General features: G+C 43.7%; 20 protein-coding genes. All 20 read right to left on the reverse strand.

Features of this window, described 5'->3' with window-relative positions; translation table 11 throughout:
- Positions 1-148: 148 nt before the first annotated feature.
- Positions 149-973: an ammonia-dependent NAD(+) synthetase gene (gene nadE, locus BS63_RS0107510; RefSeq protein ID WP_002959845.1), complete on the reverse strand. Its 825-nt coding sequence runs from the start codon at positions 971-973 to the stop codon at positions 149-151.
- A gap of 220 nt (positions 974-1,193) precedes the next feature.
- Positions 1,194-2,651, reverse strand: coding sequence for a nicotinate phosphoribosyltransferase (locus BS63_RS0107515; protein ID WP_002959843.1), 1,458 nt, complete (start codon positions 2,649-2,651; stop codon positions 1,194-1,196).
- 72 nt (positions 2,652-2,723) lie between these two features.
- Entirely contained in the window at positions 2,724-4,118 is a 1,395-nt protein-coding gene (locus BS63_RS0107520) for an amino acid permease (RefSeq protein WP_002959841.1), read from the reverse strand.
- Between the two features lie 189 nt (positions 4,119-4,307).
- Positions 4,308-5,225 (reverse strand): thioredoxin-disulfide reductase, encoded by a 918-nt coding sequence (trxB, locus tag BS63_RS0107525; RefSeq protein ID WP_002959839.1) that lies wholly within the window; start codon positions 5,223-5,225, stop codon positions 4,308-4,310.
- Positions 5,226-5,923: 698 nt separating this feature from the next.
- Positions 5,924-6,148: a DUF4059 family protein gene (locus tag BS63_RS0107530; RefSeq protein ID WP_002961774.1), complete on the reverse strand. Its 225-nt coding sequence runs from the start codon at positions 6,146-6,148 to the stop codon at positions 5,924-5,926.
- 135 nt (positions 6,149-6,283) lie between these two features.
- Positions 6,284-7,027 (reverse strand): amino acid ABC transporter ATP-binding protein, encoded by a 744-nt coding sequence (locus BS63_RS0107535; protein ID WP_002961775.1) that lies wholly within the window; start codon positions 7,025-7,027, stop codon positions 6,284-6,286.
- Complete coding sequence (locus BS63_RS0107540) at positions 7,027-7,938, reverse strand: amino acid ABC transporter permease (protein WP_002961776.1); 912 nt, start codon at positions 7,936-7,938, stop codon at positions 7,027-7,029. Before BS63_RS0107540 ends, BS63_RS0107535 begins: the two co-directional genes overlap by 1 nt.
- A gap of 132 nt (positions 7,939-8,070) precedes the next feature.
- Positions 8,071-8,901: a transporter substrate-binding domain-containing protein gene (locus tag BS63_RS0107545; RefSeq protein WP_028798527.1), complete on the reverse strand. Its 831-nt coding sequence runs from the start codon at positions 8,899-8,901 to the stop codon at positions 8,071-8,073.
- A gap of 389 nt (positions 8,902-9,290) precedes the next feature.
- Positions 9,291-10,634, reverse strand: a complete 1,344-nt coding sequence (locus BS63_RS0107550) for a DEAD/DEAH box helicase (protein WP_002961780.1) — start codon at positions 10,632-10,634, stop codon at positions 9,291-9,293.
- A gap of 112 nt (positions 10,635-10,746) precedes the next feature.
- Complete coding sequence (gene mraY, locus BS63_RS0107555; RefSeq protein ID WP_002961782.1) at positions 10,747-11,760, reverse strand: phospho-N-acetylmuramoyl-pentapeptide-transferase; 1,014 nt, start codon at positions 11,758-11,760, stop codon at positions 10,747-10,749.
- A 1-nt stretch (position 11,761) separates the two neighbouring features.
- On the reverse strand, positions 11,762-14,020 hold the full coding sequence (pbp2x, locus tag BS63_RS0107560) for a penicillin-binding protein PBP2X (RefSeq protein ID WP_002961784.1): 2,259 nt from the start codon (positions 14,018-14,020) through the stop codon (positions 11,762-11,764).
- A 3-nt stretch (positions 14,021-14,023) separates the two neighbouring features.
- Positions 14,024-14,359 carry a cell division protein FtsL gene (ftsL, locus tag BS63_RS0107565; RefSeq protein WP_002961788.1) on the reverse strand — a complete coding sequence of 112 codons (336 nt, stop codon included), beginning with the start codon at positions 14,357-14,359 and terminating at the stop codon, positions 14,024-14,026.
- 9 nt (positions 14,360-14,368) lie between these two features.
- The gene (gene rsmH / locus BS63_RS0107570) at positions 14,369-15,319 is read right to left on the reverse strand and encodes a 16S rRNA (cytosine(1402)-N(4))-methyltransferase RsmH (protein WP_002961790.1); all 951 of its coding nucleotides are present in this window, start codon (positions 15,317-15,319) and stop codon (positions 14,369-14,371) included.
- Positions 15,320-15,505: 186 nt separating this feature from the next.
- Positions 15,506-16,756 (reverse strand): glutamate-5-semialdehyde dehydrogenase, encoded by a 1,251-nt coding sequence (locus BS63_RS0107575; RefSeq protein WP_028798528.1) that lies wholly within the window; start codon positions 16,754-16,756, stop codon positions 15,506-15,508.
- 99 nt (positions 16,757-16,855) lie between these two features.
- Positions 16,856-17,659, reverse strand: coding sequence for a glutamate 5-kinase (gene proB, locus BS63_RS0107580; RefSeq protein ID WP_004205521.1), 804 nt, complete (start codon positions 17,657-17,659; stop codon positions 16,856-16,858).
- Between the two features lie 53 nt (positions 17,660-17,712).
- Positions 17,713-19,311 (reverse strand): hypothetical protein, encoded by a 1,599-nt coding sequence (locus BS63_RS0107585; RefSeq protein WP_004205523.1) that lies wholly within the window; start codon positions 19,309-19,311, stop codon positions 17,713-17,715.
- Positions 19,312-19,314: 3 nt separating this feature from the next.
- Complete coding sequence (locus BS63_RS0107590; protein ID WP_004205530.1) at positions 19,315-20,073, reverse strand: ABC transporter ATP-binding protein; 759 nt, start codon at positions 20,071-20,073, stop codon at positions 19,315-19,317.
- 826 nt (positions 20,074-20,899) lie between these two features.
- Positions 20,900-21,274 (reverse strand): PepSY domain-containing protein, encoded by a 375-nt coding sequence (locus tag BS63_RS0107595; RefSeq protein ID WP_004205540.1) that lies wholly within the window; start codon positions 21,272-21,274, stop codon positions 20,900-20,902.
- Positions 21,275-21,412: 138 nt separating this feature from the next.
- Complete coding sequence (gene tkt / locus BS63_RS0107600) at positions 21,413-23,398, reverse strand: transketolase (protein ID WP_004205542.1); 1,986 nt, start codon at positions 23,396-23,398, stop codon at positions 21,413-21,415.
- A gap of 257 nt (positions 23,399-23,655) precedes the next feature.
- Complete coding sequence (locus BS63_RS0107605; RefSeq protein ID WP_019781365.1) at positions 23,656-25,701, reverse strand: BglG family transcription antiterminator; 2,046 nt, start codon at positions 25,699-25,701, stop codon at positions 23,656-23,658.
- Between the last annotated feature and the right edge of the window lie 89 nt (positions 25,702-25,790).

The following is a 25,790-nucleotide window of genomic DNA, read 5'->3' on the forward strand; positions in this document are numbered from 1 at the left end:
AAGGCTTTATATGATATCAATCACCGACCACGAAAATGTTTAGCTTACAGAACTGCTAGTGAAGCTCTAGAGGATGAGTTCAAGTAAATGTTGCACTTATTCTTGCAATTTATCCCATAAAAAAGTAGTCACAATAGACTACTCAAATTCAATCTTTCCAAAAGTCATCGAAGACGGTGATTGGCAGGTGACGTTTGTGTTGGCCCTTGACCCACCATCTTTCAATAGTCTTTTGGGCCTCAGGGCTAACAGTCCTACCTTCCAGATAAGCATCAATGTCCTGGTAGGTCACGCCCAGGGCAACTTCGTCAGCGATACCCGGTTTGTTTTCTTCCAAATCTGCTGTTGGGATTTTCTCATAGAGAGACTTGTCTGCTCCCAATTCTGCTAGCAATTGCTTGCCTTGCCGCTTGTCCAGCCGGAAGAGTGGCAGGATATCAGCTCCACCATCACCAAATTTGGTAAAGAAACCAGTCAAGTTTTCAGCCGCATGATCGGTTCCGATAACCGCTCCACTATTTTCCCCTGCCACAGCATACTGGGTAATCATCCGCTGACGGGCCTTGATATTGCCCTTATTAAAATCAGAGACCACAACTCCTGCCTTGGCTAACTCTGCCACTTGACCATCAACAGCTTCCTTGATATTGATGGAAAGGGAAACGTCAGGTTGAATAAAGGCCAGAGCTTTTTGAGCATCGTCTTCATCGGCTTGGATCCCATAAGGTAGACGAATAGCGATGAATTTGTAGTCCTGACCCGTTTCCACCCGCAGTTCTTCAACCGCCAGTTGTGCTAGACGACCGGCTAGACTGGAATCCTGACCGCCAGAAATTCCTAGGACATAGCTCTTGAGAAAGCTATGTTTTTTCAGATAGGCCTTGAGAAAATCCACCGACCGTCTGATTTCTTGCTTGGGGGCAATTTCTGGCTGAACCCCCAATGCCTTAATAATATCACTTTGTAAACTCATTGCTGTCTCCTTTTATCGTAATCTACCCTGCTTATGCTCTCGAAAATCAAAACAACCCGTCATTAACTCACGCCGTACTCAAGTACAACTTGCAGTTCGTTGTCTCAATTATCTTTGATCTTCATTGAGTCCTACAAACAAGCCTCAACTTGGAAAGTATCCTATCAAGCAAGGGCATCTTTTTGATTTCCTAGCTAAGGGTGTTGGGGGCTGGCTGACCTTAAAAGTCCTGGGTCTGACTGGCCTTCTTACGCATCTTGGCAATCAGGTCCATCTTATCCTGCCAGACATCAGGAGCTAAGTCAACTGGGTAGTCCTGCGGATTGAGGACCCGCTTGTATTCATCCCAGAGGTGGTCCAGTTCCTTCTTGGCATAATCCTTAACCGTCATCAGGTCAGGTCTCTCATAAACTAAATGACCCTGGTCAAAGACATCTTGCAGGAGAGGAACGGCATCAAAGTTCTTGACCGTCTTATTGATGTAGGTATAGGTTGGATGGAACATGTGCAATTCTTTCGCCTCATTGACATCAACCCCGTCATAAGTGATGTAGTCACCTTCGGATTTACCCTTGTCGCGGCTGGTAATCCGCCAAACCTGCTTCTTACCAGGCGTTGAGACCTTCTCAGCATTGTTGGACAGCTTGATGGTATTTTGCATAACCCCTTGCTCGTCTTCTAGGGCGACAATTTTATAAACCGCACCCAGAGCCGGTTGGTCATAGGCAGTAATCAGCTTGGTCCCAACACCCCAGACATCAATCTTGGCCTTTTGCATCTTGAGGTTGAGAATGGTATTTTCATCAAGGTCATTAGAAGCATAGATATGGGCATTGGGGAAACCAGCCTCATCCAGCTGTTTGCGAACCTTCTTAGACAGGTAGGCTAAGTCACCCGAATCCAGGCGGACGCCCAAGAAATTAATCTTATCACCCAGCTCCTTGGCAGCCTTGATGGCAGCGGGTACACCTAGTCTTAGGGTATCGTAGGTATCTACCAGGAAGACACAGTCCTTATGGGTGGCTGCATAGGCCATAAAAGCATCATAGTCGTTGCCGTAGGTCTGAACTAAGGCATGGGCATGGGTCCCAGAAACTGGAATATCAAACATCTTACCCGCCCGGACATTGGAGGTAGCATCAGCACCACCGATGACGGCAGCCCTAGTCCCCCAGATGGCAGCATCCAATTCCTGGGCCCGACGGGTTCCGAATTCTAGCAGGGGTTCGTCTTCAATAACCGAGCGAATTCGAGCAGCCTTGGTCGCAATCAGGGTTTGGTAGTTGACAATATTGAGGATGGCCGTTTCCACCAGCTGACACTGGGCCAGAGGACCTTCAATTTGGACGATAGGCTCATTGGCAAAGACCAAATCCCCCTCCTTGGCGGAACGGACGCTCAAGGTCATCTGGAGATTTTCCAAATAATCTAGGAAATTCTCAGGATAGCCCAAATCTTTGAGATAGGCTAAATCAGTTTTTGAAAAATGGAGATGATTGAGATAATCAATAATCCGCTCCAAACCGGCAAAAATCGCATAGCCATTGGCAAAGGGCTCCTTGCGGAAAAAGACCTCAAAAACCGCCATTTTATTATGGATGCCTTGGTCAAAATAGACCTGCATCATATTTAATTGGTATAAATCGGTATGTAAGGTTAAACTGTCATCAGCATACATAGGGGATTTTCTCCTTTGAGTTTGTGACTATTATAACATAAAAAGACCAGAAGCTTTCCTTCTGGTTCATTCTTAACGAAGTTCATTTTTTCGGGTAACGATTTGACAAATAGTTCCCATGATTAAAATCCACAGGGTCGAACCGACTGCTCCGATAAAGGTTGACTCTTGCAGGAAGAGCGACAGGTAGATAAAGCCAAAGAAGGCAATGGTCAAAGGATTGAGCACCTTGTAGGCCGGCATGAGAAAGCCATCGGCCATAAAGTCTTGCGACTTGCGATAACGCATATGGGCCAGCATGGTCAGGGCATAGATGGCGATATAGACTCCCGATGAGGATGAAGTGATAACGGTAAAGCTATCAGAAATCCAAGGAATCACACTAAGGATAGCCGCAAGTACCATGAAACCAGCTGAGGTGAAGATGGCGTTTTGGGGAACATTAGTCCGAGATAGACGATTGAGTCTGAAACGGTCCAAGGCAGGTGTTTCTCTAGCCAATTGGTAGAGGTGACGGCCGCTGGAATAGAGCATGGAATTAAGGGAGGAAGCTGCTGCGGTCAGGACCACAAAGTTAATCAAGGCAGCCGCCCAGTTGACACCAGCTAGCTTAAAGACCATAACAAAAGGTGACTGGTCAGCAGGCAGCCGTCTCCAGGGAAAGATTGACATAATGGCAATCAAAGCTCCGACATAGAAGAACATAATCCGACTTGGAATAGCGTGGATGGCCTTAGGCAGAACCTTCCTAGGATTCTTAGTTTCTGATGTTGTAATCCCGACAAACTCGATGGCCTGATAGGCAAAGAAAACCATTTGGAAGGCCATGAAGAAGTGGTCCACACCCATGGGGAAGAATTTAAACCCATGGAAAATATTGGTCAGGCTGGCATGGCCGACTGGCGTTTTAAAGCCGGTCAAGACCATGAAGATGGCGGTCGCAATCAAGGCTAGGATGGCAACAATCTTAATCATCCCAAACCAGAATTCCACCTCACCAAAGACGGCAACGGCAACGATATTGACCCCACAGAGAATGATGAGGAAAAGCAGCTGAATCAGCCAACTTGGGGCACTCGGAATAAAGTACTGGACATACTTGGCGATGGCAGTCAACTCAGCCATCCCCAGAAGCACTAGGGAAATCCAGTAGGACCAACCTGCGAAATAGCCCCAACCTTGACCTAGATACTTAGTAATAAAGTTAATAAAAGTATGTTGGTCAGGGTCTTTGTAGAGCATTTCGCCGATTCCTCGCATCATCAAGTACATGAAAATACCAGTGATGATGTAGACCAAGACGATAGATGGCCCCGTCAGGTGGATGGACTTCCCAGCCCCCAGAAAGAGCCCCGTACCAATAGTCCCAGCGATGGCAATAATCTGAACGTGGCGGTTAGTCAGGCCCCGATCCATGCCATTTTTCGTCGTCTCGGCTTCCGTCTCGTTTGTGTGTTGTTCTGACATTTTAGCTTGTAATCTTTAGCTCCCAGCCCGCTAGCTGGAGGTTCAAAGAGTTTCCTCCTTTTAAATATAAGTAATATTATAGCACAATTCAGACAATAAGAAAAAGCACTCCAGCCGGAATGCTTCTGCAAGCCTTGTCAAACAGCTATCTATCAACCTTCTTAAAGCCAATTCACTCCGATGGAATACTTAAGCATGCTCAGTGATGTAATTGTAGACTTCCTGACCGGCGATAGCACCATCACCAACAGCAGTCGCAATCTGCCGCAGATCCTTCTGGCGAATATCTCCGATAGCAAAAATACCAGGACGACTGGTCTTCATCTTGTCATCAGTGATGACCCAACCTGCCTTATCTGTGATGCCCAAGTCCTTAACCATGCTGGACACCGGATCCAGACCGACATAGACAAAGATACCGCCAAAGTCATGGTCGGTCACCTGACCAGTCTTAACATTTTTAATGGCAACCGAACGCACCTTGACATCATCGCCCTTGATTTCCTCAACGACAGAATCCCAGATAAAATCAATCTTATCGTTAGCGAAGGCCCGATCTTGGAGAATCTTTTGGGCCCGCAGTTGGTCGCGACGGTGAACAATAGTCACCTTCTTAGCAAATTGGGTCAGGTAGATGCCCTCTTCAACCGCTGAATCGCCCCCGCCGATAACCAAGAGGTCTTGGTCCCGAAAGAAGGCCCCATCACAGACCGCACAGTAGGAAACGCCCCGACTATTGTACTCTTGCTCGCCAGGAACGCCCACTAGGCGGTGCTTGGCACCTGTTGCCACAATAATAGTCTTGGCATCGTAGTGCTCATCTGCCGTCAGCACCCGCTTAAAATCTCCATGGTCCTCAATATTTTCAACAATGCCATAGATATTTTCGACCCCAAATTTTTCCAGAGGTTCATACATCTTCATGGAAAGGTCTGGTCCAGAAATGGTCTCAAAACCAGGATAATTTTCAATGTCGGAAGTATTATTCATCTGACCGCCAGGGGCACCCTGCTCAATCAGGCCGACCTTGAGGTTGGAACGGCCAGCATAAAGGGCCGCAGTCATGCCACCAGGCCCAGAACCGATTACCAATGTATCATAAATCATTTCATTTCTCCTTCTCAATAAGTTAAGAAAATATGCAAGAAATTTGCTCCATTTCCTACTAAGCTGGGACAAAAGGTTCTAGCTTTACTATTATCTTGCATCAAGCAATTTGACGCAGTGGTTGATTGGAAGTCCTCATCCCTTGCCAAGCGAATGATGGCGATAATTTCCAAGTCAGTCAAACATTTGAATTTGATGGCTAATTGAACACGCCCACACTTCCGTGAAAATAGAGAAAGCTTCCTAGATGTTACTCACCTTCGTCAGCTTCCCTAAGATCTTTGAAGCGCTTAACGCCTTAGCGACACGGAGATAAAAGCAGTCGATGATACTGCTTTATCGAAGTTAGTGAGAGAGCTAAGCAATTGCTGTTAGTCATCAGTTACTTTAGTAACTAGATGACTTTGCTCTACCGTATCTTGTTAATTGCGACGTTTCTGTAGGTCGGACGACACTACCGACCTACAGAAACTAGTAAGTGAGCTAGAGATTTTCCCTAGAAAATCTCGTAGTTGAACAAGCATTTAAATGCTTAGTGAGACTGCTCAATTGAACACCGGCTAAAAGGCTAGTGAAAAAGATGAAGTCTCCTAGATGTTTAAAGACATCTGCGTCGTCTTCCCTATTTTTATACGCCTTTTTAAACGCCCTTGGTATCTTAGGCTTAGTTTACTCCAGAAAGCAAGTAGGGTCAACTATTATGACTTTATCATCAAAACAATGGCCATAAAGGCAAAGGAAAGAATGGGGATAGAAATCAGAGCCATCATAATGCCATCATAGAGGGTATTCTGCCGTTCCTTAATGGTCTTGTCCTTGAGCTTGAGGGCTCGATAAGAAATCCAAAAAATCACTGCAAAAATTACAAAGACGATGGCCATAAAAAGCCCCTGTAAATAAAATTTAAAAATATCTGTTAGCATAAGCCACCTGTTTTCAAACTAATCAATATCTGACCACTTAATCAGCCAGAAGCTCACCTCTTTAAGCAAGCCGGATGAGACCACAAGAAAACCCGCTTGACTGGCCAAACGAGCTTCAATCTTATCCTTATTATATCAAACATAGGATTTTTTGTAACTAGCAAAAAATTCTTTGGTTCTTTCTTCTTGTGGATGGTTAAAGAGCTGATCTGGAGTCCCTTGCTCCAAGATTTTTCCTTTCTCTAAAAACAGCACTTTATCAGAAACCTGGGCAACAAAATTCATGTCGTGGCTGACTAGAACCATGGTTTGGCCTGACTTAGCTGCATCTGCAATGGATTTTTCCACTTCGCCGACTAGTTCAGGGTCCAAAGCCGATGTTGGCTCATCCAAAAGAAGAACATCCGGTTTCATAGCCAAGGCGCGCGCCAGAGCCACCCGCTGCTTCTGCCCTCCGGAGAGATGACGAGGATAATGGTTTTCTCGATCAGCTAGACCAACCTTGCGTAACTCCTCCTTGGCGATGGCTGTAGCTTCCTTGTCCGAAATCTTCTTGACAATCTTGAGGCCTTCCTTGACATTGTCTAGGGCTGTCCGACGCTCAAAAAGGTTAAACTGTTGAAAAACCATGGCTAATTTACGACGCAGGGTCAGAATCTGCTCCTTGGTAATAGTTTTGAAATCAACCTTGAAATCATCAATTTCAATGGTTCCCGAATCAGCTTCTTCCAAGTAATTCATGCTGCGCAAGAAGGTGGACTTCCCAGCACCAGAAGCTCCGACAAGCGCAATAACTTGGCCTTTTTCAATTTCCAGATCGAGGCTATCTAAGACTTTTTGACCTGAAAAACTTTTGCTTAAATTTTTAATTTCAATCATTAGCGCAAGCCCCTTTCTGCTTCTACGGAAATATTTTCAGGCGATTTAATTTCCATACTCTTTTCAATATAGCGACCGATATTTTCAATCACAATGCTGACAATCCAGTAAATAATGGCAACAGAAATGTAGCGTTCAAAATAGCGATAATCACGCCCACCGATAATCTTGGCTTGGGCAAACATTTCAATAATCCCTGCACTGAAAGCCAGAGAAGTCCCCTTGGTCAAACTAATCAAGGTATTGATGAGGGTTGGCGTTGCAATAACAGCTGCATTGGGGATAATGACCCGACGGTAAATCTGGGCATTAGTCATCCCCAAACTCTTGGCCGCTTCAATTTCTCCTGAATCAACCGCCTGAATAGCTGCCCGAATGGTTTCACTAGTATAAGCTGCCTCATTGAGGGCAAAAGCGACAACCGCAAAAACGATAGGCGAAACATTATTAATATTCCAACCCGTATTTGCCTTCATGTTGATGTAACGAAGCAAAAGCGGAATCCCATAGTAGGTCAACATCAGTTGAACCAAGATTGGCGTCCCCCGCAAAAAGCTAACAAAGAAGGCTTGGATTTGGTAGAGAACTGGCACCCGATTAATCTTGACAATGGCAAAGAGTAGGGCCAAAATTAAACCAAAAACAGAGCCCCAGATGGTCAATCCCAAAGTCATAGGCAGATGTTTCAAAATATCAGGGATAGCACTAAAGACAGCCTGCACACTAAAGAGTTGGCCGTCAGGCAGGCCCTTGACAAAATCATTATAGAGGCCTGACTTGACCAGATACCCCCATAACTGCACCAAAAGCAAGATAGCGATGGCAAGGACCACAAAAAAGCTAATTAATTTCCCTCTAGCTGTCTTAAAGAACTTCTTTGATTCCTCTTGTAATCTATTAATTTCTGTCATAAGTTCTCCTAGTTTCTTCTTAATTCAAACAGTTATGCTATTGTTTCATTCTAACATCCGTGACAGAGGCTGTAAAATAGTTAATTCCAAAGGAGAGATAGAAAAAAGCTATCATACGATAGCTCTGTTCTATTAGTTGAGGCTGGAAACGTAGTCGCCACCGAAATATTTCTTACTGAGTTTGGCCAGGGTGCCATCCTTTTGCAATTCCTTGACCCGCTTATTGACAAAAGCTCGCAGTTCCTTACCTTGGTCCGTTTTGGCAAAGAGAATGTATTCCTTACCGTCCTTCTCAGAACCGACCTTGTCCTTCAGCTGGCTAACGGTAAAGTTAAAGCCTTGATCCTTAGAAGCATAACTGGAAGAAATTTGGTCATAGAAGATGAAATCAATCTTCCCTTGGTCCAAATCTTGCAAGCGTGAGGTGAAGCCCGTTTGACCAGAAACATAGTTGACCTTGATAGGATCTTTGTCAGGATGGGACTTATTCCAATCTTCCAAGGTTTGGGCATAATTTGAGCCGGCTAAGGCTTCCGTCGATTTCCCTGAAAGTTGCTCCAACTTGTTGTACTTAGTCCCAGATTTGGTCACGATGGCATAATTTGAGACTGAGATAGGGTCGGAAAAGAGGTATTTCTTGGCCCGGTCGACATTGTAGTTGAAGTCATTGGCTGCGATTTGATAGCGGTCAGAATCAATTCCTGGTAGGATGGATTCAAACTCAGCCGTCTTAAACTTGAGGTTGTACTTCTTGGAATCTTTAAAAACAGCCTTCATGACCTCAATATCATAACCGGCCTGCTTATTATCTTTACCCGTATAGGTAAAGGGCGCTGTATCGGAGTCGGTTGCAACGACAATATCCTCCTTGGCACCACTTCCAGACTTGGATGAGCAAGCTGCAAGTGTCAGGGCTCCCAGACCAAACACCAAGCCCGTTAGCACAATTTTTTTCAACTTCATAGACAGTCTCCTTAACTTGTTAATCGTACAACTAGTTTAACATGGAGCAGACTTGCTGAACAATAGAGATTTTCTATCAGACGATAGATAACTTCAATCAGGCCGAGCCACATCTTAGCCAAATAGCAGCAAGCTGGGTGAGGCACTCTCAAAATGAGCTAACAAATGCTAGGTTTCAGGTTTTGAGAAGCCTAGAATTCCACCGTTTCTTAGAGAGCGAATCCCTTTGTTTAGACCAGATAAAACCAAATACACTAGAACATCAGCCTAGAAAGACCAGATAAAGTTGAGAGATAGAACCCCATCTATAAGCTTAGGATACATGGGCATTCCCCGCTTACAAGATTAGAAAAGGCCGAGGCACAAGGCCCGACCTTCTTCTGTATTTTTTAGAAGCTCTGCTTCTTGGCCTTACGACTAGCACGCCCCTTGGCCTTGGCTGCTGCCCGGCGTTCCTTCCGCCGTTTTTCGTCAACCTTCCACTGGATTTTCTTCTTGTAACCCGGCTTAACCCTCTTCTTTTTCTTCTTGACCAAACCAATCATTTCCGTATCCAATTTCTGGTAGGATTTTTCTCGGTTAGTCCGACGATCACGGTCATAGGTATCCAGAAATTGACCATTTTTAAAGACCTTAGGGACAAAGTTAATGCCCATCTTTTCGAGGTCACGGATATCGCTGTCATCGTTAGGCCGATATAGGGTAATCGCTATACCAGATAAACCATTTCGCCCCGTCCGACCCACTCGGTGAACAAAGAAGGATAAATCTTGAGGAATGGCATCATTAATGACATGGCTAACTCCTTCAATATCAATTCCTCGAGCTGCCAAGTCAGTTGCTACAATAAACTCATAATCCAACCGTTTAATCTGGTTCATGATGCGTTTGCGCTCTCTTGGCGGAACACCACCATGAATTTTAGCAACTTTTAGTCCATTGGCCACCAGGAAATTGTGGAGCTCATCTGCTCGCTCCTTGGTATTGACAAAAATCATGGCCAAATAAGGATGAAGGCTGGTCAGGATTTCTAAAATCTGGGCATTCTTATCGCGACCCTTGGTCGAAAGCAACCAGTTATCAATGGTATCCGCAATCACCGTCTGGGTCTTAATCTTCTCAATGACCGGATTAGTCAGGTATTTCTTCAAGAAGGGCTGGAGCTTCTGAGGAATCGTAGCCGAGAAGACCAGGAATTGGACTTGCTTGGGTAGGCCGGCAGCAATCTTATCGACCGTATCTAGGAAGCCCATGTCCATGGTCATATCAGCCTCATCGACTACAAAGGTTGAAGCCTTGTGGATATCTAGGTGACCCGATTTAATCAGGTCATAAATCCGTCCAGGTGTTCCGATGACAATCTGGGGCTGACCGGCTTTTAATTTTTCAATCTGACGAAGCTTGTCCGTCCCGCCAACATAGTTGACCAGACGAATCTCAGTCTCAGCCTGGTCAGCAATTTGCTTGGCTGCCTGATAAATCTGACTGGCCAATTCTCGACTAGGAGCCGTAATAACTGCCTGAACCTCATGGAGATTTTCATCTAGTTTTTCAAAAATCGGCAGTAAAAAGGTGTGGGTTTTGCCCGAACCCGTCTTAGACTCTCCAACCAGATTGCGACCAGAGCGAACTAGCGGAATCAATTTGGCCTGAACCTGGGTCGGCTCCTTAAACTTTAAATGTTCCAAGGCCTGATTAATGTAACCCTTGAAATTATAGTCTTTAAAACTCATACTTACCTCTTGGGGGCTCTATTAAGCCCTTTTTATCTTGTTGTTGCAGAAATTATTATACCAAAAGAAAGGCCTGAGAACCAGCTTCTCAGACCTTTTGCCTTGCCTTTTCTTACTTGATTGCCAACCAAATCAGAAGGGCAATAAGACTGGAGCAGACACCGACAGCCCAGAGGAAGGCATCAACCTTCCATTCGCTCCATTCTTTACCATTTCCAGACAGACCGCCTAATTCCAGATGATGGTGGAAGGGAGTCATGCGGAAAATCCGTCGACCTTCCCCATATTTTTTCTTGGTAGCCTTGAAATAAGTCACCTGTAACATGACCGAAGCCGTTTCAAAAACATAAACCAGACCGATAAGAAGCAGGGTCCATTCCTGCCGCAGAGCAATAGAAATGGAAGCCAGCATAGCTCCCAGAGCCAGACTCCCCACATCTCCCATAAAGACCTTAGCAGGCTTATGGTTGAAGACGAAGAAGCCAAGCAGACCACCAATCATAACCACAATAATCAAGAGAATATCTGGCTGTCTCTGAACATAGGCAATGATTCCATAGGCAATCAAGGAAATAACCACAGAAATCGAAGCCAAACCATCAATGCCATCGGTCAAATTAACCGCATTGGAGAAGCCAACCACCCAGAAAAGGACGAAGGCTAAATAGAAGATACCGATATGGAGCTGGAAGCCAAAAATATTGATGGCATCCGTTCCGCTAGGCCGAACATGGGTAAAGTAGAAAATCAGACCTGCAAGAATCTGCAAGAGCATCTTCTGCCAGGGTGTCAGCCCTTCGTTAATTTTCTTAAAAATCTTGAGAAAGTCATCTAAGAAGCCGATGATTCCGTAGATAACGACAATCGAGAGAATCCCAGCCGTTGCCCCAAAGGCAGCCCCACGAAAGAGACTCAAGGTTGAGAAGGCCAGGGTCACCAGGGTCGCTACCAGGATAAAGACCGTCCCGCCCATAGTCGGTGTCCCTGCCTTAGCCAAATGCTGCTTGACATCTTCATGCATCTGTTGACCGGCAATTTTCTTGGCCTGATAAAACTTGATAAAGAAGGGGATGCCAATCACCGTCAGGATGAAGGCAATCAGACCTGCTAATAATATGGTTAACATCTTAGTCTCCTAGTGTAATCGTCAATTTTTTAACATTTTTCAGTTTGGAACCTGAGTCAATATTCTGCTTAGTAACAGTCCCTGAATTTGAACCCTTGAAGGACACCTTAATGCCCATCCAATCCGCAAAGGTCTTGACATTTTCCTTGGTCCAGCCATACATATCAGGCAAGGCCTTAAGCTTGTCAGTCAAAATCAGGACCTGATCGCCAGCCTTAACATCGCTGCCAGCCTTAACAGACGTCTTCTCAACCTTGCTACCAGTCCCTAGAGGAACCACATGGGCCAGATTTTGCCGCAGGGTGGTTGAAGCATCTCCAGCATTCTTACCGGTAAAGTCTGGCATCTTATAGCCCGTTTCAGATGAAGCCTGTGAGCTGACAGAAGTTGATGACAGTTCATCTTGCATGAGCATTGCTTGTTCTAAAACAGGATTGACCACATCAGACCAGAAGGTCGAACTAAAGTTCTCAGGTTTTTTCAGGGTTACATACATGATGAATTTAGGATCGTCAGAAGGAACCATAGCCACTACTGAATAGATGTAGCTGTGTTCACCCTGCTCATAACCACCATCACCAGCAGCGTATTGAGCCGTACCAGATTTAACAGCAACAGAATAGTTACCAACTTGGATGATTGGTGCAGAATTTGTTGCCGAATAAAGAGTACCGTAGGTCGGATCTGTCCCGACATCTACCATATAGTTGCGGGTTTGCGATGCAGCATCTGAAGAAACAGGATTACCAACGACTTCCGTTGAGCCAACCCGACTACTGTTATCATCGGAATCATAAATTTGACTGATGAAACGGGGTTCTAGCATAACTCCATTGTTGGCAACCGCCGTAAAGGCCCGCAACATTTGAACCTCAGTAACTGAGACTCCTTGACCAAAGGCTGACATAGCTGCCGTAACCTTATTATCCAAAGAAACCGACCCAGATTCCTCATTGTCCATACCGAAACGTGTCGGCAGGCCAAAACGGAATTTAGACAAATAATTTCCCCAAGTCGAATCGCCCAATTGTTGCTCAAGAATGGTCATCCCAACATTGGAAGAATAAGAGAACCCTTGAGCCAGAGTCATGGTTTGACCGCCCGAACTTCCTTCGTTGACCGCCCAGTCATTGATGGTGGTATCAGCAATCTTGATACCATCACCATTGTAGTAAGTTTGGTTAGCATTGAAGGCTCCTTCATTGAGGGCCGAAGCCAGCAACATGACCTTCATGGTGGAACCAGGCTCGAAATTGGTCCCGTAGAGCATATTATTCCAGTTATAGCCCTCGTCCTTGCTCATTCCTTGTAGGGTATCAGCATTATAGGTTGGACGTTGGGTGGTCGCTAAAATTTCACCGCTCTTGGCATTAACCAAAGTAGCACTGGCATCCGTTGCACTACCCACTTTTTCCATAAAAGTGTTCATCTGGGTTTCCAAATAGGTCTGCAAGGTCGCATCCAGAGTGGTGTAGACATCACGGCCATCAACGGTCTTTTTGACATTTTTTCCTGTTCCAAACAGAATATTTCCATTTTGGTCCTTTTCGTAAGTTACCTTACCATCAGTCCCTGACAAAATATCATTCATAGAGGCTTCAAGACCAGTCGCGCCAACTAGGGTAGAGTCCCCCTTTTTGCCATTTTTACTTTGGGCAATCCCGATAAATTCCGAAGCAAACGTTCCGTTGGGATAGAGGCGGCTGGAACTGGTATCAAAGTCTACCCCTTTGATACCGGCATCCTTGGCCGCTTCTGAAATGGCCTGCATGGTTGAGTAGGATAGATTTGTTCCCTTGCTGCCAAAATAGACTTGGGTCAATTTTGGCTGCCTCAATTGCTTAAGGGCATAATCTTTTTCCACGCCCAACTGCTGATTAAGAATGTCAGCCAGCTTGTCAAAGTCCTTGCCTTGGACATAGAGCTTTTCATTTTTAGCAGAGACATACTTTTTATCAATGATCGCATAGATGGTGTAGGTTGTTGAATTTTCTGCAATCACATTCCCATTGCGGTCATAGATAGACCCCCGCTTGGCAGCCTTAGTTACCGTTGTCTGATAGACAGCCTTGGCCTTGGGCGCTAACTTGACCCCAAACTTAGAATCGGTCCCAATGATAATGGCAAAGTTAATAATAAAGATAAAAAAGATGAAAATAGTTGTAATCATCAAATTTTGACCAACCCGTTCCCGATTGGCCCGAGGTCCTCGCCGATCCTTGGTCACATAGGACAAAAAGCGATTAATCAAGTTCTTCATGCTCTACTTGTTACTCCCGACATTTCCAAGATTAGAGTTATCAATATTGAGGCCAGCCTTTTTCGCAATCTCTGCAATCCGGTCCGAACGTGTTAGCTCATTGACCTCCTGTTTGGCATTGTTTAAGTCCGTCTCAGCATCACTAATCTGACTATTGACTTTAGTAATTTGTTGCTTTACTTGAAGATTGCGACTCTGCAAGTAAATAATTCCCACAGCCATGAGGACTGCGGTGATAATAATCGAGCCGTAGAAGGCAATCTCCAGACGAGAAAACTTCCGAAACCGCTTCTGAAAGGCATTTTGAATTGCTACTTCTTCTTGCTTATTATTTGCCATAAATATCTACTACTTTCGAATTTTTTTCGCCACTCTGAGCTTGGCTGAATGAGCCCGATTATTAACCGCCAGCTCCTCTTGTGACGGTAAAATTGGCTTGCGATTGACTAAGGCAATCTTAGGCTGCATCTCCTCTGGAATAAAGGGCAGGCCCTTGGGCACATCCACCGTTGAGGCTTCTTTAAAGAGTTGTTTGGTCAGGCGATCCTCCAAGGAATGGAAGGTAATGACCGAAATCCGACCATCCAGAGCCAAAAGCTCCAAAGCCTGCTGAATGGACTCATCCGCCGCTCCAAGTTCATCATTGACAGCAATCCGGATGGCCTGAAAAATTTGCTTGGCCGGATGGCCCTTCTTTTTTAATTCCTTGGCTGGCTTGGCCGACTTGATGATGTCAGCCAACTGAGTCGTTGTCTCAATTGGTTTAATTGCCCTTGCCTGCTCAATCTTACGGGCAATCTGTTTGGAAAATTTATCTTCCCCATATTTGAAAAAGATTCTCACCAAATCCTGATAGCTATAGTTGTTGACCACATCATAGGCCAACAAGTCAGCATCCTGATTCATCCGCATATCTAGAGGAGCATCCTGCTTATAGGAAAAACCCCGCTCCCGCTGGTCCAACTGAGGACTAGAAACTCCTAAATCGTAAAGGATTCCGTCAATTTCACTCACCCCCTGCTCGGCCAGCCGAGCCTTGAGGTTGCGAAAATTATCCTTGATAAAAGTCACCATGCCCCTATCCAGGTAATCCTTGAGCTTGACTTGGGCATTATCAATAGCCGTCTGATCCTGATCAAAACAGTAAAGATGACCTTCAGGCCCCAGTTGGGACAGCAAATAAGAACTGTGACCAGCCCCACCCAAGGTGGCATCAACATAGACACCATCAGGTTTGAGGTCCAGCATATCAACCGTTTCATGAAGAAGGACGGTCACATGGTGAAATTCATTTGTCATAACCCTTATTTTACCACAAATGTAGCAGATATGCCCAAAGATTTCATGCCAAGAAAGAGGAAAGCTTTTCCATTTTTCACCCAGCGATGCACACCCGTCTTGCGGGTGGTTCATTCGTTTCGTACCTGCGGAGCGAAACTGACTAAAGTCACTAGAAAAAGGCCGTACTTTTGCACGACCTTGTCATTATCCTCTAATTTGACCTTGACCATTGATATAGAACTTGGTGGAGGTCAGGGCTTCCAGTCCCATAGGGCCACGGGCATGAATCTTTTGGGTGGAAATACCGATTTCTGCACCTAGACCAAAGACGAAACCATCCGTGAAACGAGTGGAGGCATTGACATAGACGGCCGCCGCATCCACCTGATCTTGGAAAGCCTCGGCTGCTGTGATGTCCTGGGTGATGATACTTTCTGAGTGATGAGTGGTGTAGGTGTTGATCCAATCAATAGCCCCTTGCAGGCTATCAACGACCTTGACCGACATGATATAATCCAAAAACTCAGTCGCAAAATCCTCAGAACTAGCAGGCAGAGCTTCAGGCATGAGGGGTAAGGCCCGATCATCTGCCCGAAATTGAACTGGATGAACCTCTTTAATAGCTGCAGCTAGCTTGGGCAGAAATTCAACTGCCACATCCTGGTGAACCACCAGACTCTCGGCGGCATTGCAGACACTAGGCCGCTGGGTTTTAGCATTAATGACAATCTTGGTCGCCATCTCCAAATCAGCCGTCTTATCAACATAGATATGAACATTGCCGACACCGGTCTCAATAACAGGCACCTTGGCTTTGGCCTTTACTGTCTGAATCAAACGGACCCCACCTCGAGGAATCAAGAGATCCACATAATCGGTAGCTTGCATCAAATCTTCGGCCACTGCATGGCTGGTGTCCTCCACCAGTTGAACCACATCAGGATTGTGGCCTGCATCTACTAGAGTCTGGCGTAAGACCTGGACCAGAGCCTTATTGGAATTGATGGCATCACGACCCCCCCGTAGGATAATAGCATTATTAGTCTTAAAAGCTAGGCTAAAGGCATCCACAGAGACATTGGGACGACTTTCAAAAATCATCCCAATCACGCCCATAGGCACCCGCTTTTGCACAATTTTCAGGCCATCTAGGTTGGTAAAGCCCTGAATAACCTGACCAATCGGATCCTGTAAATCGGTTACCTGACGCAAGCCCTCGGCCATGGCTCCAATCCGTTGATCGGTCAAACGCAAACGGTCTTCCATAACAGAGCTAATGCCGTGTTCCTTGGCCTTAGCCAAATCCTTGGCATTCTCTGCTAAAATTCCTTCGCTGTCTCGAATCAAGGCAGCAGCTGTCTGCAAGAGAACTCGATTTTTCTCAGCAGTCCCCAAATCTAGTAAATCTCGACTGGCCTGCTTAGCCTTTTGCCCCAGCGCTTCAATCACTGTCATAAGTTACCTCCTTGCTTAGTTCTGACATTCAAGATTGTTTTTGTCTAAACTGCTTATCTAGCCTGTCTCAAGAGTCCTAAATTTCAGAGCTAGTCCAAATTATTCAACTTCCTTAAACCAAGTTCCCAGTTTTTCACCGGCTAAAAGTCGCAAGATATCTCGAGGGTTCTCTCCATTCATGAGAACCATCTGGCCCTTGTTTTCAAATATTATTTGGGCCGACTGAACCTTACTGAGCATGCCGCCAGTCCCAAATTTACTACCGGCACCACCTGCTGAAGCCAGAATTTCATCACTAATTTCTGTCACTTGATCCCGTAGGGCAGCATCCTCATAAACATTAGGATTCTTATCAAAGAGGCCATCAATATCTGAGAGCATGATTAAGAGGTCGGCATCTGTAATCGTCGCTACGACGGCTGACAGACGGTCATTATCGCCAAACTTAGTCTGGTGATCCATCTCCTCAATACTGACAGCATCATTTTCATTAACCACAGGAACAATCCCTAGCTTAATCAAAGACTCAAAGGCATTGGTGAAATTCTCCAAGCTCTCAGGATAGACCACGACATCGCGGGTAATCAGGAGCTGGCTAACCTTGGTCTGATAGTGAGAAAAGACCTGTGAATAGAGGCTCATCATGGCCACCTGGCCGACACTAGAAACCGCCTGTTGTTGAGCAATTTCCGCCGGACGCTTCTCCATGCCCAAAACATTGAGGCCAAATCCCATGGCACCTGAGGAGACCAGGATGACTTCCTTGCCCTGATTCATCAAATCAGAAATGACAAAGGCCAGCTGATCAATTTTATTAAGGTTAATCTTTCCATTGGGCAAAACCAGCGAACTGGTCCCCACCTTGATGACCAGACGCTTGACCCCTGTAAAATTACGTTTCATACTCCTAATTATACACTAAAAGCCGTGCCTTGGCACAGCTTGTTGCAATATAATTAATCCAAGGCCTTCCAAAAGGTGCGATTGATTAGGAACTGTATGATGCCAGCGGCGATTAAGCTGAGTAGCAAAATAACTAATCCGGCAACTAGGCCACCAAGGAGGCTAATTAAAGCAATAGTAATTCCAACAGCGATACCTCCAACCAGAAAAGTAGCCATCATCACTCCAAAAATAAACCATTGACCACCACCACGATTAATCAGTTGTGTAAGATCTTTCCAGTTAAGGACAAGATTGTAGTAATCTCTCCGATACATAAATTGCCCAAAAATCAGTGAAGATAAGACAAAGCCCAAGAGGAAGACTAATAAGTTTATTAAATTAATATGAACCAGCAAACCAACTACTAAGTATACCAGCACAAGTGGAGCTAACTGTACAAAGGCTAAAACAATAAACTTTTGTTTCAAAAAGTCTTTAAAATTGACAGGTAAGCTTTTTATGGTGAGATAGTTTGTTTTTTCCAACGATATGCCAACAGCAAAAAATGTTGAAGGCATGGCAATCAAAGCACCCAAGGCGAGACCAACAATCCACGGAATACCAAAATAAATACCCGAAAACTTTGACAATACAGAAGTATTTGAAAAGATACCAACGCCAAAGGCTAATGGAAAAACCAGAGGCATAATGAAAGCTTGAGTAATCAAATTACCATCCTGAAGGGGAGAAAGATGATGACGAATCCAGACTCTCCTAAGACTTTTAGACTGTCCATTGCTACGTCTCTTGGTAGAATTTTGTTTTGGCGTAGCAAACAGCGTTTCTTGATAGTATCGAGGATACATTTTCTTTATCAGCCAAGCTAAACAGATGAGAATAAAGACCAAGGGGAGGACAAAATTCACAAGAGTGGCAAGGCTAAATGGATGGACTAAAATATCATAGTAACCGCGAAAGATCGGCACTTGCGGAACAGAAATAACAATATTTTCACCTTTTTGGAGAGAGGTTGACTGACTATTAGCCCAAAACCAAATCGCTAATGCTCCAATAGAGGTTATGGCTAAGAGAAGCGTTGAAAAAAGTTTCCCATGTCTGCTCTTAATAGCCACTCGACCAATCAAATGATTGAGAACCAAGCCGATAATAAGGCTTGAAACACTAGCTAAAACAAAGAGCAAGATCGCTGGCAACAGACCAAGGGGTCCATAAAGTTGCCAAGCAAGGCTAATCAATAAAGGTAAAATCGGTAAAAGGAAGGTGCCGACTAAACCCGAGGTTGATAAGATCTTAGCCAAATAAATATCCTTAGAATTCAGCGGTAAGTGGGCATAAAGTTTTAAATCCTGACTTCTGTAAAAGATTGAAAACATAGAGCTCAAGCCATTCATAATTGACATACAGAAGAAAGCGGCAAAATACTGCGAAAATAGACCAGGAAAAGTCTTGAAATCATAAAAAGCAAAAGTGAAGGTGAAGAGAACAGTCATTATTACCATTAAAAGAAGTTGTTGACGAATCACACTCTTATAAGCTGTAATCTGCTTTCCTGGGTTCTTCTCCCGCTTCTTTTTAATCTGAGACATATTCTGCGGATTAGAATAGAGAATATTTATCTTTACCAGTTCCCAAACATTGGACCAATTCATAGACTATTCCACCTCCTCACCGAGGGTAACATTCCCTGCTTCAGCGTTCCGACCAGCCATTTCCAGATAGATGGTTTCTAAGTCTTTTTCAGGATAATTAGCCTTAAGCTCTTCTAAAGTCCCAACAAAAATTAGCTTCCCTTGTTTGAGAATACCAATTCGGTCGCAGAGCTGTTCTGCTACCTGTAAGACATGGGTTGAAAAGAGGACAGTATTGCCTGCTTGGGCGTGCTGCTTCATCATTTCCTTGAGATCAAAGGAAGCCTGAGGATCTAAACCAGTCAGAGGTTCATCCAAAATCCAAATATCTGGATTGACCACCAATGCACCAATGACAATAACCTTCTGCCTCATCCCATGCGAAAAGCTATCAATAATATCATTTTGCTGCTGGGTCAAATCAAAAACCTGAGTCAAGTCTGCAATTCTTTGCTCCACTTGACTATCCTCAACACCATAAATTTTTCCTAGAAAATACCAGTACTCGCTAGCAGTAAGATTGAGGAAAATATCGGGTGAGTCCGGCACATAGCCAATTCTCTTTTTCACAGCATCGCGATTGGCTGAGAGGGCCTGACCATCGACAAGGACTTCACCGTAAGTTGCCTCAATAATAGAGGTCAGGATAGAAATTGTGGTAGTCTTCCCAGCTCCGTTGTGGCCAATCAGGCCGAAAATTTCCCCATTATTGATGATCAAATTGAGGTCACTCAGGGCCTCCTTCTCACCATAAATCTTTGATACGTGTTGAAATTCAATCATTTTCTTCTCCCTTTTCCTCTTTCTAAATAGCAACTTATTAAAGAACTGCCTTCACTATCCTTCACTTACACTCTTTTTGTGCTATAGCTCTAAAAGAGTGTAGCGACTCAGGCATAAAAACACGTTGTGTCATCTCATAAAGGTTGAGCTCTCGTTATAAGTAAACTGCTGTCCAACAAGCATTGCTTGACTTGGTTAATTCATTTAAAGCTTTTAATAGAATAACTGACAAGATCGTGTTAGACCGAATGTCCTTATCATCATAAATTTATTTGATTTTCTTATACAAAACGCAACAGGTCTTTCCTATCAACTTCATCCTTTACTAAATGAAAAATCATTTGTTCCGTAAAACTAATACAAACAACTATCAAAATCATACAAAAAAGGGGCTTTTTTGTCAATCACTTTCCGCAAAATAAGCATGGTATGACAAAAAGTTAATCTATGACATCATTTTGTCATAGGCTGGAAAAACCATTCTAGATAAACCTTTTTGCCTTAAGGAAACTAATTCTGTTAGCAGAAAATCTTTCTGACCACTGAAAAGGATTTTGGAGTGGTCCAAAAATCCTTAGTAGTACTACAAACCCTATTTTTTCAGTCAAAATATATCTCCTACCACTGCAAGAAGAATAGTAAAAGCTAAAAGTGATTTCAAAAACTTTTCTATGGTTTTCTAACACTACAAAAACATCTTAGCAAACTCAGACTAGAGAAATAGACCTTTAACTTTCTGATTAACAGATTTAAAACCACCAAAAAAGAGCTGAGCTTATTAAACTCAACTCTTCAACTTATCTCACTAAATTCTGTTCTATCAGGACTAGTCATTGACGTTATCTGTTTCTTTTTCAAGAATAGCACCATTACCACTGTCAATGGTATAACTATACTCAATTGAATCTTTAACAAATTCAAGTTCGTAAACATTTTTACCATTTTCAATATCTTGCGCTACTTTTGTAAAAGTAACTTGCTCTGCTGTCAAACCTGCATCGGCAAGAGCGGTATTTTTAGCTTCATCTTCTGAAATAGCAGCTGATGTTGACGATGAACTAGCACTTGATGACTTTGATGGACTTGATGATACCGTGCTTGACGCAGGTGTCTGAACGTGATCATCATTATCATCAAAATCACAAGCTGCTAAAGCTAAGATTGATAGGCCTGTCGCCAAAAGGGGGATTAGTTTTTTCATTTACTTGTCCTCCATTTTTTATTAACTTATTTAAAATCATTGTAGCCTAAACTCTAGTTGCCTGTCAATTTTAAAACTTGTAGTTACCAAAAAGTCACCCAAGGAAAACTTGGGCGATATCTTTATAACACAGTTTTCTTACATAGATTTGTAAAGCGCAACAGCATTGTCAACTGTAAAGCCATACTCTTCAAAAATACGATTACCTGGTGCTGAAGCTCCCCAAGTGTCAATGGTCAAGGTCTTGCCAGCGAGGCCGACATACTTGCCCCAACCAAAGCTAGAGCCAGCTTCGATAGCTAGACGCTTGCTTACAGCTGATAGCAAGATGCTTTCTTTGTAGGCTGCATCTTGCTCATCAAAGATATTTTGGGCTGGCATAGAAACTACTCGTACGTGAGTGCCCTGAGCTTCCAAAGCTGCTTGTGTATCTAGAGCCAGTTTAACTTCAGAACCCGTAGCAATGATGATACCATCAAGGTCGCCCTTGGCTTCTGAAATAATGTAGGCACCCTTATTGACACCCTCTGCTGCTTTTTCCTTGGTGCCTTCTAGAACAGGCAGGCCTTGGCGGGTCAGAACCAACATAGTAGGGCGGTCCGTTTCAGCCAAAGCTCTTTGCCAAGCCGCATTAGTTTCATTACCATCAGCTGGACGAATGACATTGAGGTTAGGCATGGAGCGAACGCTGGCCAATTGTTCGATTGGTTCGTGGGTTGGGCCATCTTCCCCAACTGCTACTGAGTCATGGGTCATGACATAAACGGTCGGCAGATTTTGCAGAGCCGCCATCCGAACAGCAGGCAGGAGGTAGTTAGAAAAGACGAAGAAGGTACCACCATAGACACGAGTGCCTCCGTGCAGAGCAATTCCATTCATGGCCGCTGCCATAGCGAATTCCCGCACACCAAACCAGATATTGCGACCGGCATAGTTGCCAGCTTGGAAATCTGTTTCCGCCTTAACCATGGTATTGTTAGAAGCAGACAAGTCAGCAGAACCACCCCAGAAATTAGGAAGTTGGGCTGAAATTTGTTGGATAGCTTCTTGGCTAGAAACCCGGCTAGCGACAGCTGTTTCCAGTTCATGTGGAGCTAAGTCAACGGATTCGGCTTGGCCTGCGAAGGCTGCCTTATACTCAGCCGCTAATTCTGGATAGGCTTTTTCATATTCATGGAACTTGGTATCCCAAGCATTTTCAGCCGCTTCACCACGGAATTGAATACCGATTTCAAAACGACGTTTAACTTCATCAGGCACGGTGAAAGCGGGATAATCGTAGCCCCAAGACTTCTTGGCATAGTCAATACCTTCTTGACCCAGAGGCGCACCGTGGACTGCAGAAGTCCCTTGTTTTTCCGCACCAAAACCGATAACTGTCTTGACCTCAATGATGGATGGCTTCTCAGTCTCAGCCTTGGCCGCTTGGATAGCAGCTTCAATAGCTTCCAAGTCATTACCATCTTTGACCAAGATATGTTGCCAACCGTAGGCTTCAAACTTGCCCTTGATATCATCCGTAAAGGCCATGGAGGTTGGACCATCTAGAGAAATATCATTGGAATCATAGAGCAAAATCAACTTGCCCAGCTTGAGATGACCAGCCAGGCTGGCTGCTTCCTGACTGACCCCTTCCATGAGACAGCCATCACCATTCAAGGTGTAGGTGTAGTGGTCAACAATGTTAAAATCAGGCTTGTTAAACTTAGCCGCCAGATGAGCTTCTGCCATGGCCATCCCAACAGCATTGGCAATTCCTTGCCCTAGAGGACCGGTTGTTGCTTCAACACCATCAGTATGATCCACTTCTGGGTGACCTGGAGTTTTCGAACCCCATTGACGGAAATTCTTTAAATCATCCAGGCTAACCTTGTAGCCTGACAGATGAAGGAGGCTATAAAGGAGGGCACTACCATGACCAGCGGAGAGAACAAAGCGGTCACGGTTAGACCAAGAACGGCTAGTCTTTGGATTGACATTCATGACATGGTTCCAAAGCACATAGGCCATAGGTGCTGCCCCCATGGGCAGACCCGGGTGACCCGAATTAGCAGCTTGGATAGCTTCAATTGACAGCGATCGAACGGTATTAACCGCCAATTGATCAATAGTATCAAATGACATAAGATAAACGACCTTTCTAGACTTACTATAAAGAGGAGGCTCCTCAAGACAATCTTTCAAACACCTCTATTGTAGCATAATGACACTAGTTTTTCATTTAGGCTATGAAGTCTGGCGGGAAATTTTTCCCGATATTTTCAAGAATCAGGAGCCCATCTTCCGACTAGTTTAATCCTAACAAATTCCGCCAGATAAAAAAGACCAAGTCTTACACGATTCTGTGTTCAAAAGTGTGCTTGGAAAAAGCAAGTTTGCTGCTATTGGAGCTTTGTTTGAATCAAATTCAGTATGTCCTCCGATGATTTTTGGCTTCTAATCTCCTCTATAAAATTAGCATCAGATAAAAGCTTTAATAAATCCTTCATCACTAACAGATGCTGAGTGTTGTCAACAGCTGCCAAGAAAATAACAAGCCCAATTTTACCATAGCTGGTGTCAATCGACTTGTCCAAAATCACAAAACTAAGTCCAATCTGATTAACACCTTCTGGACTAGCATGTGGCAATAGAATCCCAGGAGCTATCTGATAATTCTGCCTATGATTAGCTAAGTTTCTCAATACCCGGTTAAGGTATTCTCTGGTGATGATCTTATCATTAAGTAAGGGCTGAGCAGACTTTTTAACAACATCTTCAATCGTATCTACACCGGGAATGACACTAATATAATTACTTTTCAAGACATCCTTTAGTCTTAAGTCTTTAGCCAAGGCTTTATGGCCTCTTCCGGATAAATACCGAGAAAGCTCTTGACGCAGAGACAAGTCATCGTGGATGGACGCATGCCTACCAATTATTTTGACGAGATCATCTATTAGTGGTAACTGAAAACGCAGACTACTAACCCTTTCATAGACCCTTTTCACCAGATGATACTCCTCATCCTCAGTCATTACCGGATTAACAATAAAAATTGGCTTTTCTAATTGTAAAATTACACTACTACTCGTAGCAGAAAAGATAATATCAAAATCGGTCTTCTGAATTTTGAGCAAACTATCAATATCCATTGGCCCAATGAAAGTCATTTCAGCAAAGAGATGTTGTAAATCCGCAAGTAATAGAGCTGAACTACCAATTCCACTAGTGCACACAACAGCAGCTTTAATAGATTTATGACGACTTTTTTGTCTACCTTGAGTCAATAAGGCTGCAAAATGCATGGTTAAAAAAGCTACTTCTTCCTCAGATATTTGAAACTCTTTTAATCCATCGGACGACATCATTGCTTTTTTTACAAGATAAAAAATACTAGGATACTCTGCCTTTGTCCTCTCAGCAATAAGGTTGTTAACTGGAAAGTAAAAGAGTAAGCGATAATAAGTCGGTCGCAAATGGCTATAAATTTGTTTAATAATTCCAGACCAATCTAGAAACTGTATCCCTGAAAGCCTTTCGAAATTAGTAATCAACTCCTTTGTTAGGTTTAAGATAAGAGCTCTGTCTGGTGAAATCGCATCCCTATTACCTACAGATTGCCCTAAAATTAAGGCCGTTAAATATTCAACTTCTCTAGTATCATCCACTTCTAATTTTGTTAACAAGGTTTCAATAAATTTATATTCAGCAAAACCCAAAAGATTGACACTAGTAAAGGCTTCTTCATGAAATAAGTTCCTCTTTAAACGGTTTAGAATAAGAACGATAAAATAGGCCAGCTCAATGGTCCGACTTTCTACCAACTCTATAGAAAAACTCTGACGCAAAGTTTGAATCAGTTGAAGATAGTCTTGAATCTGAACCCTCTTAAATTGAGATAGGTAAATATCATAGATTTGACTCATCCCTTCAGAAATATCTTTTGTCAGCCAATCAAAGAGTAAATTCCTAACCGCTAGTTCATTCCCCTCAAGCTCGTATCCTTTTTCTCTAGAATAGACTATACGAATTCCCCTCTTGCCTAGAATCTTCTCTAATTTTTTTAAGTCAACAAGTACCGTCGTTTTACTGACTTTAAGGATAGCTAAGAAATCGGCTAAAGAAAGATAGTCTTCATCCAATGCCACCAGTAGTAAGAACAAAAACCTGAGCCTTTCATCACTATTCATTAGATAATCTGCTAAGATTTTTGAATTTCCTAAAGTCTGAACTAAGAAATTGTGATGCCCTTTAGTTATCTCTATAGTTGATTCCTTATAGTTTAAGGTTGGCAACTGATTCTCAACGAATAAATCATTTAATTTATCCAAAATATAGGTAACTTGGCGACGTGTTAGATTTAAACTAGATTCCAGCCTTGACAAATTTGTTGTCTGCTCAGTCACGAGATGCTTTATTAAATCTATTAACCGTCTATCAATCATTTTGGTCCCCCAGCATTGTCACAAGCAAAATAATATTACTAATTAGATATAAATTCACTTTAACATATTGGTAACTGATTTTCAAAAGC

The sequence above is a fragment of the Streptococcus sobrinus DSM 20742 = ATCC 33478 genome, from assembly GCF_000686605.1.
Taxonomy (GTDB): domain Bacteria; phylum Bacillota; class Bacilli; order Lactobacillales; family Streptococcaceae; genus Streptococcus; species Streptococcus sobrinus.

Bases quoted from the DNA above. Each gene is read 5' to 3' on its own strand.
- nadE (WP_002959845.1), bottom strand. From the start codon at position 973: ATGAGTTTACAAAGTGATATTATTAAGGCATTGGGGGTTCAGCCAGAA.
- BS63_RS0107515 (WP_002959843.1), bottom strand. From the start codon at position 2,651: ATGTATGCTGATGACAGTTTAACCTTACATACCGATTTATACCAATTA.
- BS63_RS0107520 (WP_002959841.1), bottom strand. From the start codon at position 4,118: ATGTCAGAACAACACACAAACGAGACGGAAGCCGAGACGACGAAAAAT.
- trxB (WP_002959839.1), bottom strand. From the start codon at position 5,225: ATGATTTATGATACATTGGTAATCGGTTCTGGGCCTGGTGGCATGACT.
- BS63_RS0107530 (WP_002961774.1), bottom strand. From the start codon at position 6,148: ATGCTAACAGATATTTTTAAATTTTATTTACAGGGGCTTTTTATGGCC.
- BS63_RS0107535 (WP_002961775.1), bottom strand. From the start codon at position 7,027: ATGATTGAAATTAAAAATTTAAGCAAAAGTTTTTCAGGTCAAAAAGTC.
- BS63_RS0107540 (WP_002961776.1), bottom strand. From the start codon at position 7,938: ATGACAGAAATTAATAGATTACAAGAGGAATCAAAGAAGTTCTTTAAG.
- BS63_RS0107545 (WP_028798527.1), bottom strand. From the start codon at position 8,901: ATGAAGTTGAAAAAAATTGTGCTAACGGGCTTGGTGTTTGGTCTGGGA.
- BS63_RS0107550 (WP_002961780.1), bottom strand. From the start codon at position 10,634: ATGAGTTTTAAAGACTATAATTTCAAGGGTTACATTAATCAGGCCTTG.
- mraY (WP_002961782.1), bottom strand. From the start codon at position 11,760: ATGTTAACCATATTATTAGCAGGTCTGATTGCCTTCATCCTGACGGTG.
- pbp2x (WP_002961784.1), bottom strand. From the start codon at position 14,020: ATGAAGAACTTGATTAATCGCTTTTTGTCCTATGTGACCAAGGATCGG.
- ftsL (WP_002961788.1), bottom strand. From the start codon at position 14,359: ATGGCAAATAATAAGCAAGAAGAAGTAGCAATTCAAAATGCCTTTCAG.
- rsmH (WP_002961790.1), bottom strand. From the start codon at position 15,319: ATGACAAATGAATTTCACCATGTGACCGTCCTTCTTCATGAAACGGTT.
- BS63_RS0107575 (WP_028798528.1), bottom strand. From the start codon at position 16,756: ATGACAGTGATTGAAGCGCTGGGGCAAAAGGCTAAGCAGGCCAGTCGA.
- proB (WP_004205521.1), bottom strand. From the start codon at position 17,659: ATGAAACGTAATTTTACAGGGGTCAAGCGTCTGGTCATCAAGGTGGGG.
- BS63_RS0107585 (WP_004205523.1), bottom strand. From the start codon at position 19,311: ATGAATTGGTCCAATGTTTGGGAACTGGTAAAGATAAATATTCTCTAT.
- BS63_RS0107590 (WP_004205530.1), bottom strand. From the start codon at position 20,073: ATGATTGAATTTCAACACGTATCAAAGATTTATGGTGAGAAGGAGGCC.
- BS63_RS0107595 (WP_004205540.1), bottom strand. From the start codon at position 21,274: ATGAAAAAACTAATCCCCCTTTTGGCGACAGGCCTATCAATCTTAGCT.
- tkt (WP_004205542.1), bottom strand. From the start codon at position 23,398: ATGTCATTTGATACTATTGATCAATTGGCGGTTAATACCGTTCGATCG.
- BS63_RS0107605 (WP_019781365.1), bottom strand. From the start codon at position 25,701: ATGATTGATAGACGGTTAATAGATTTAATAAAGCATCTCGTGACTGAG.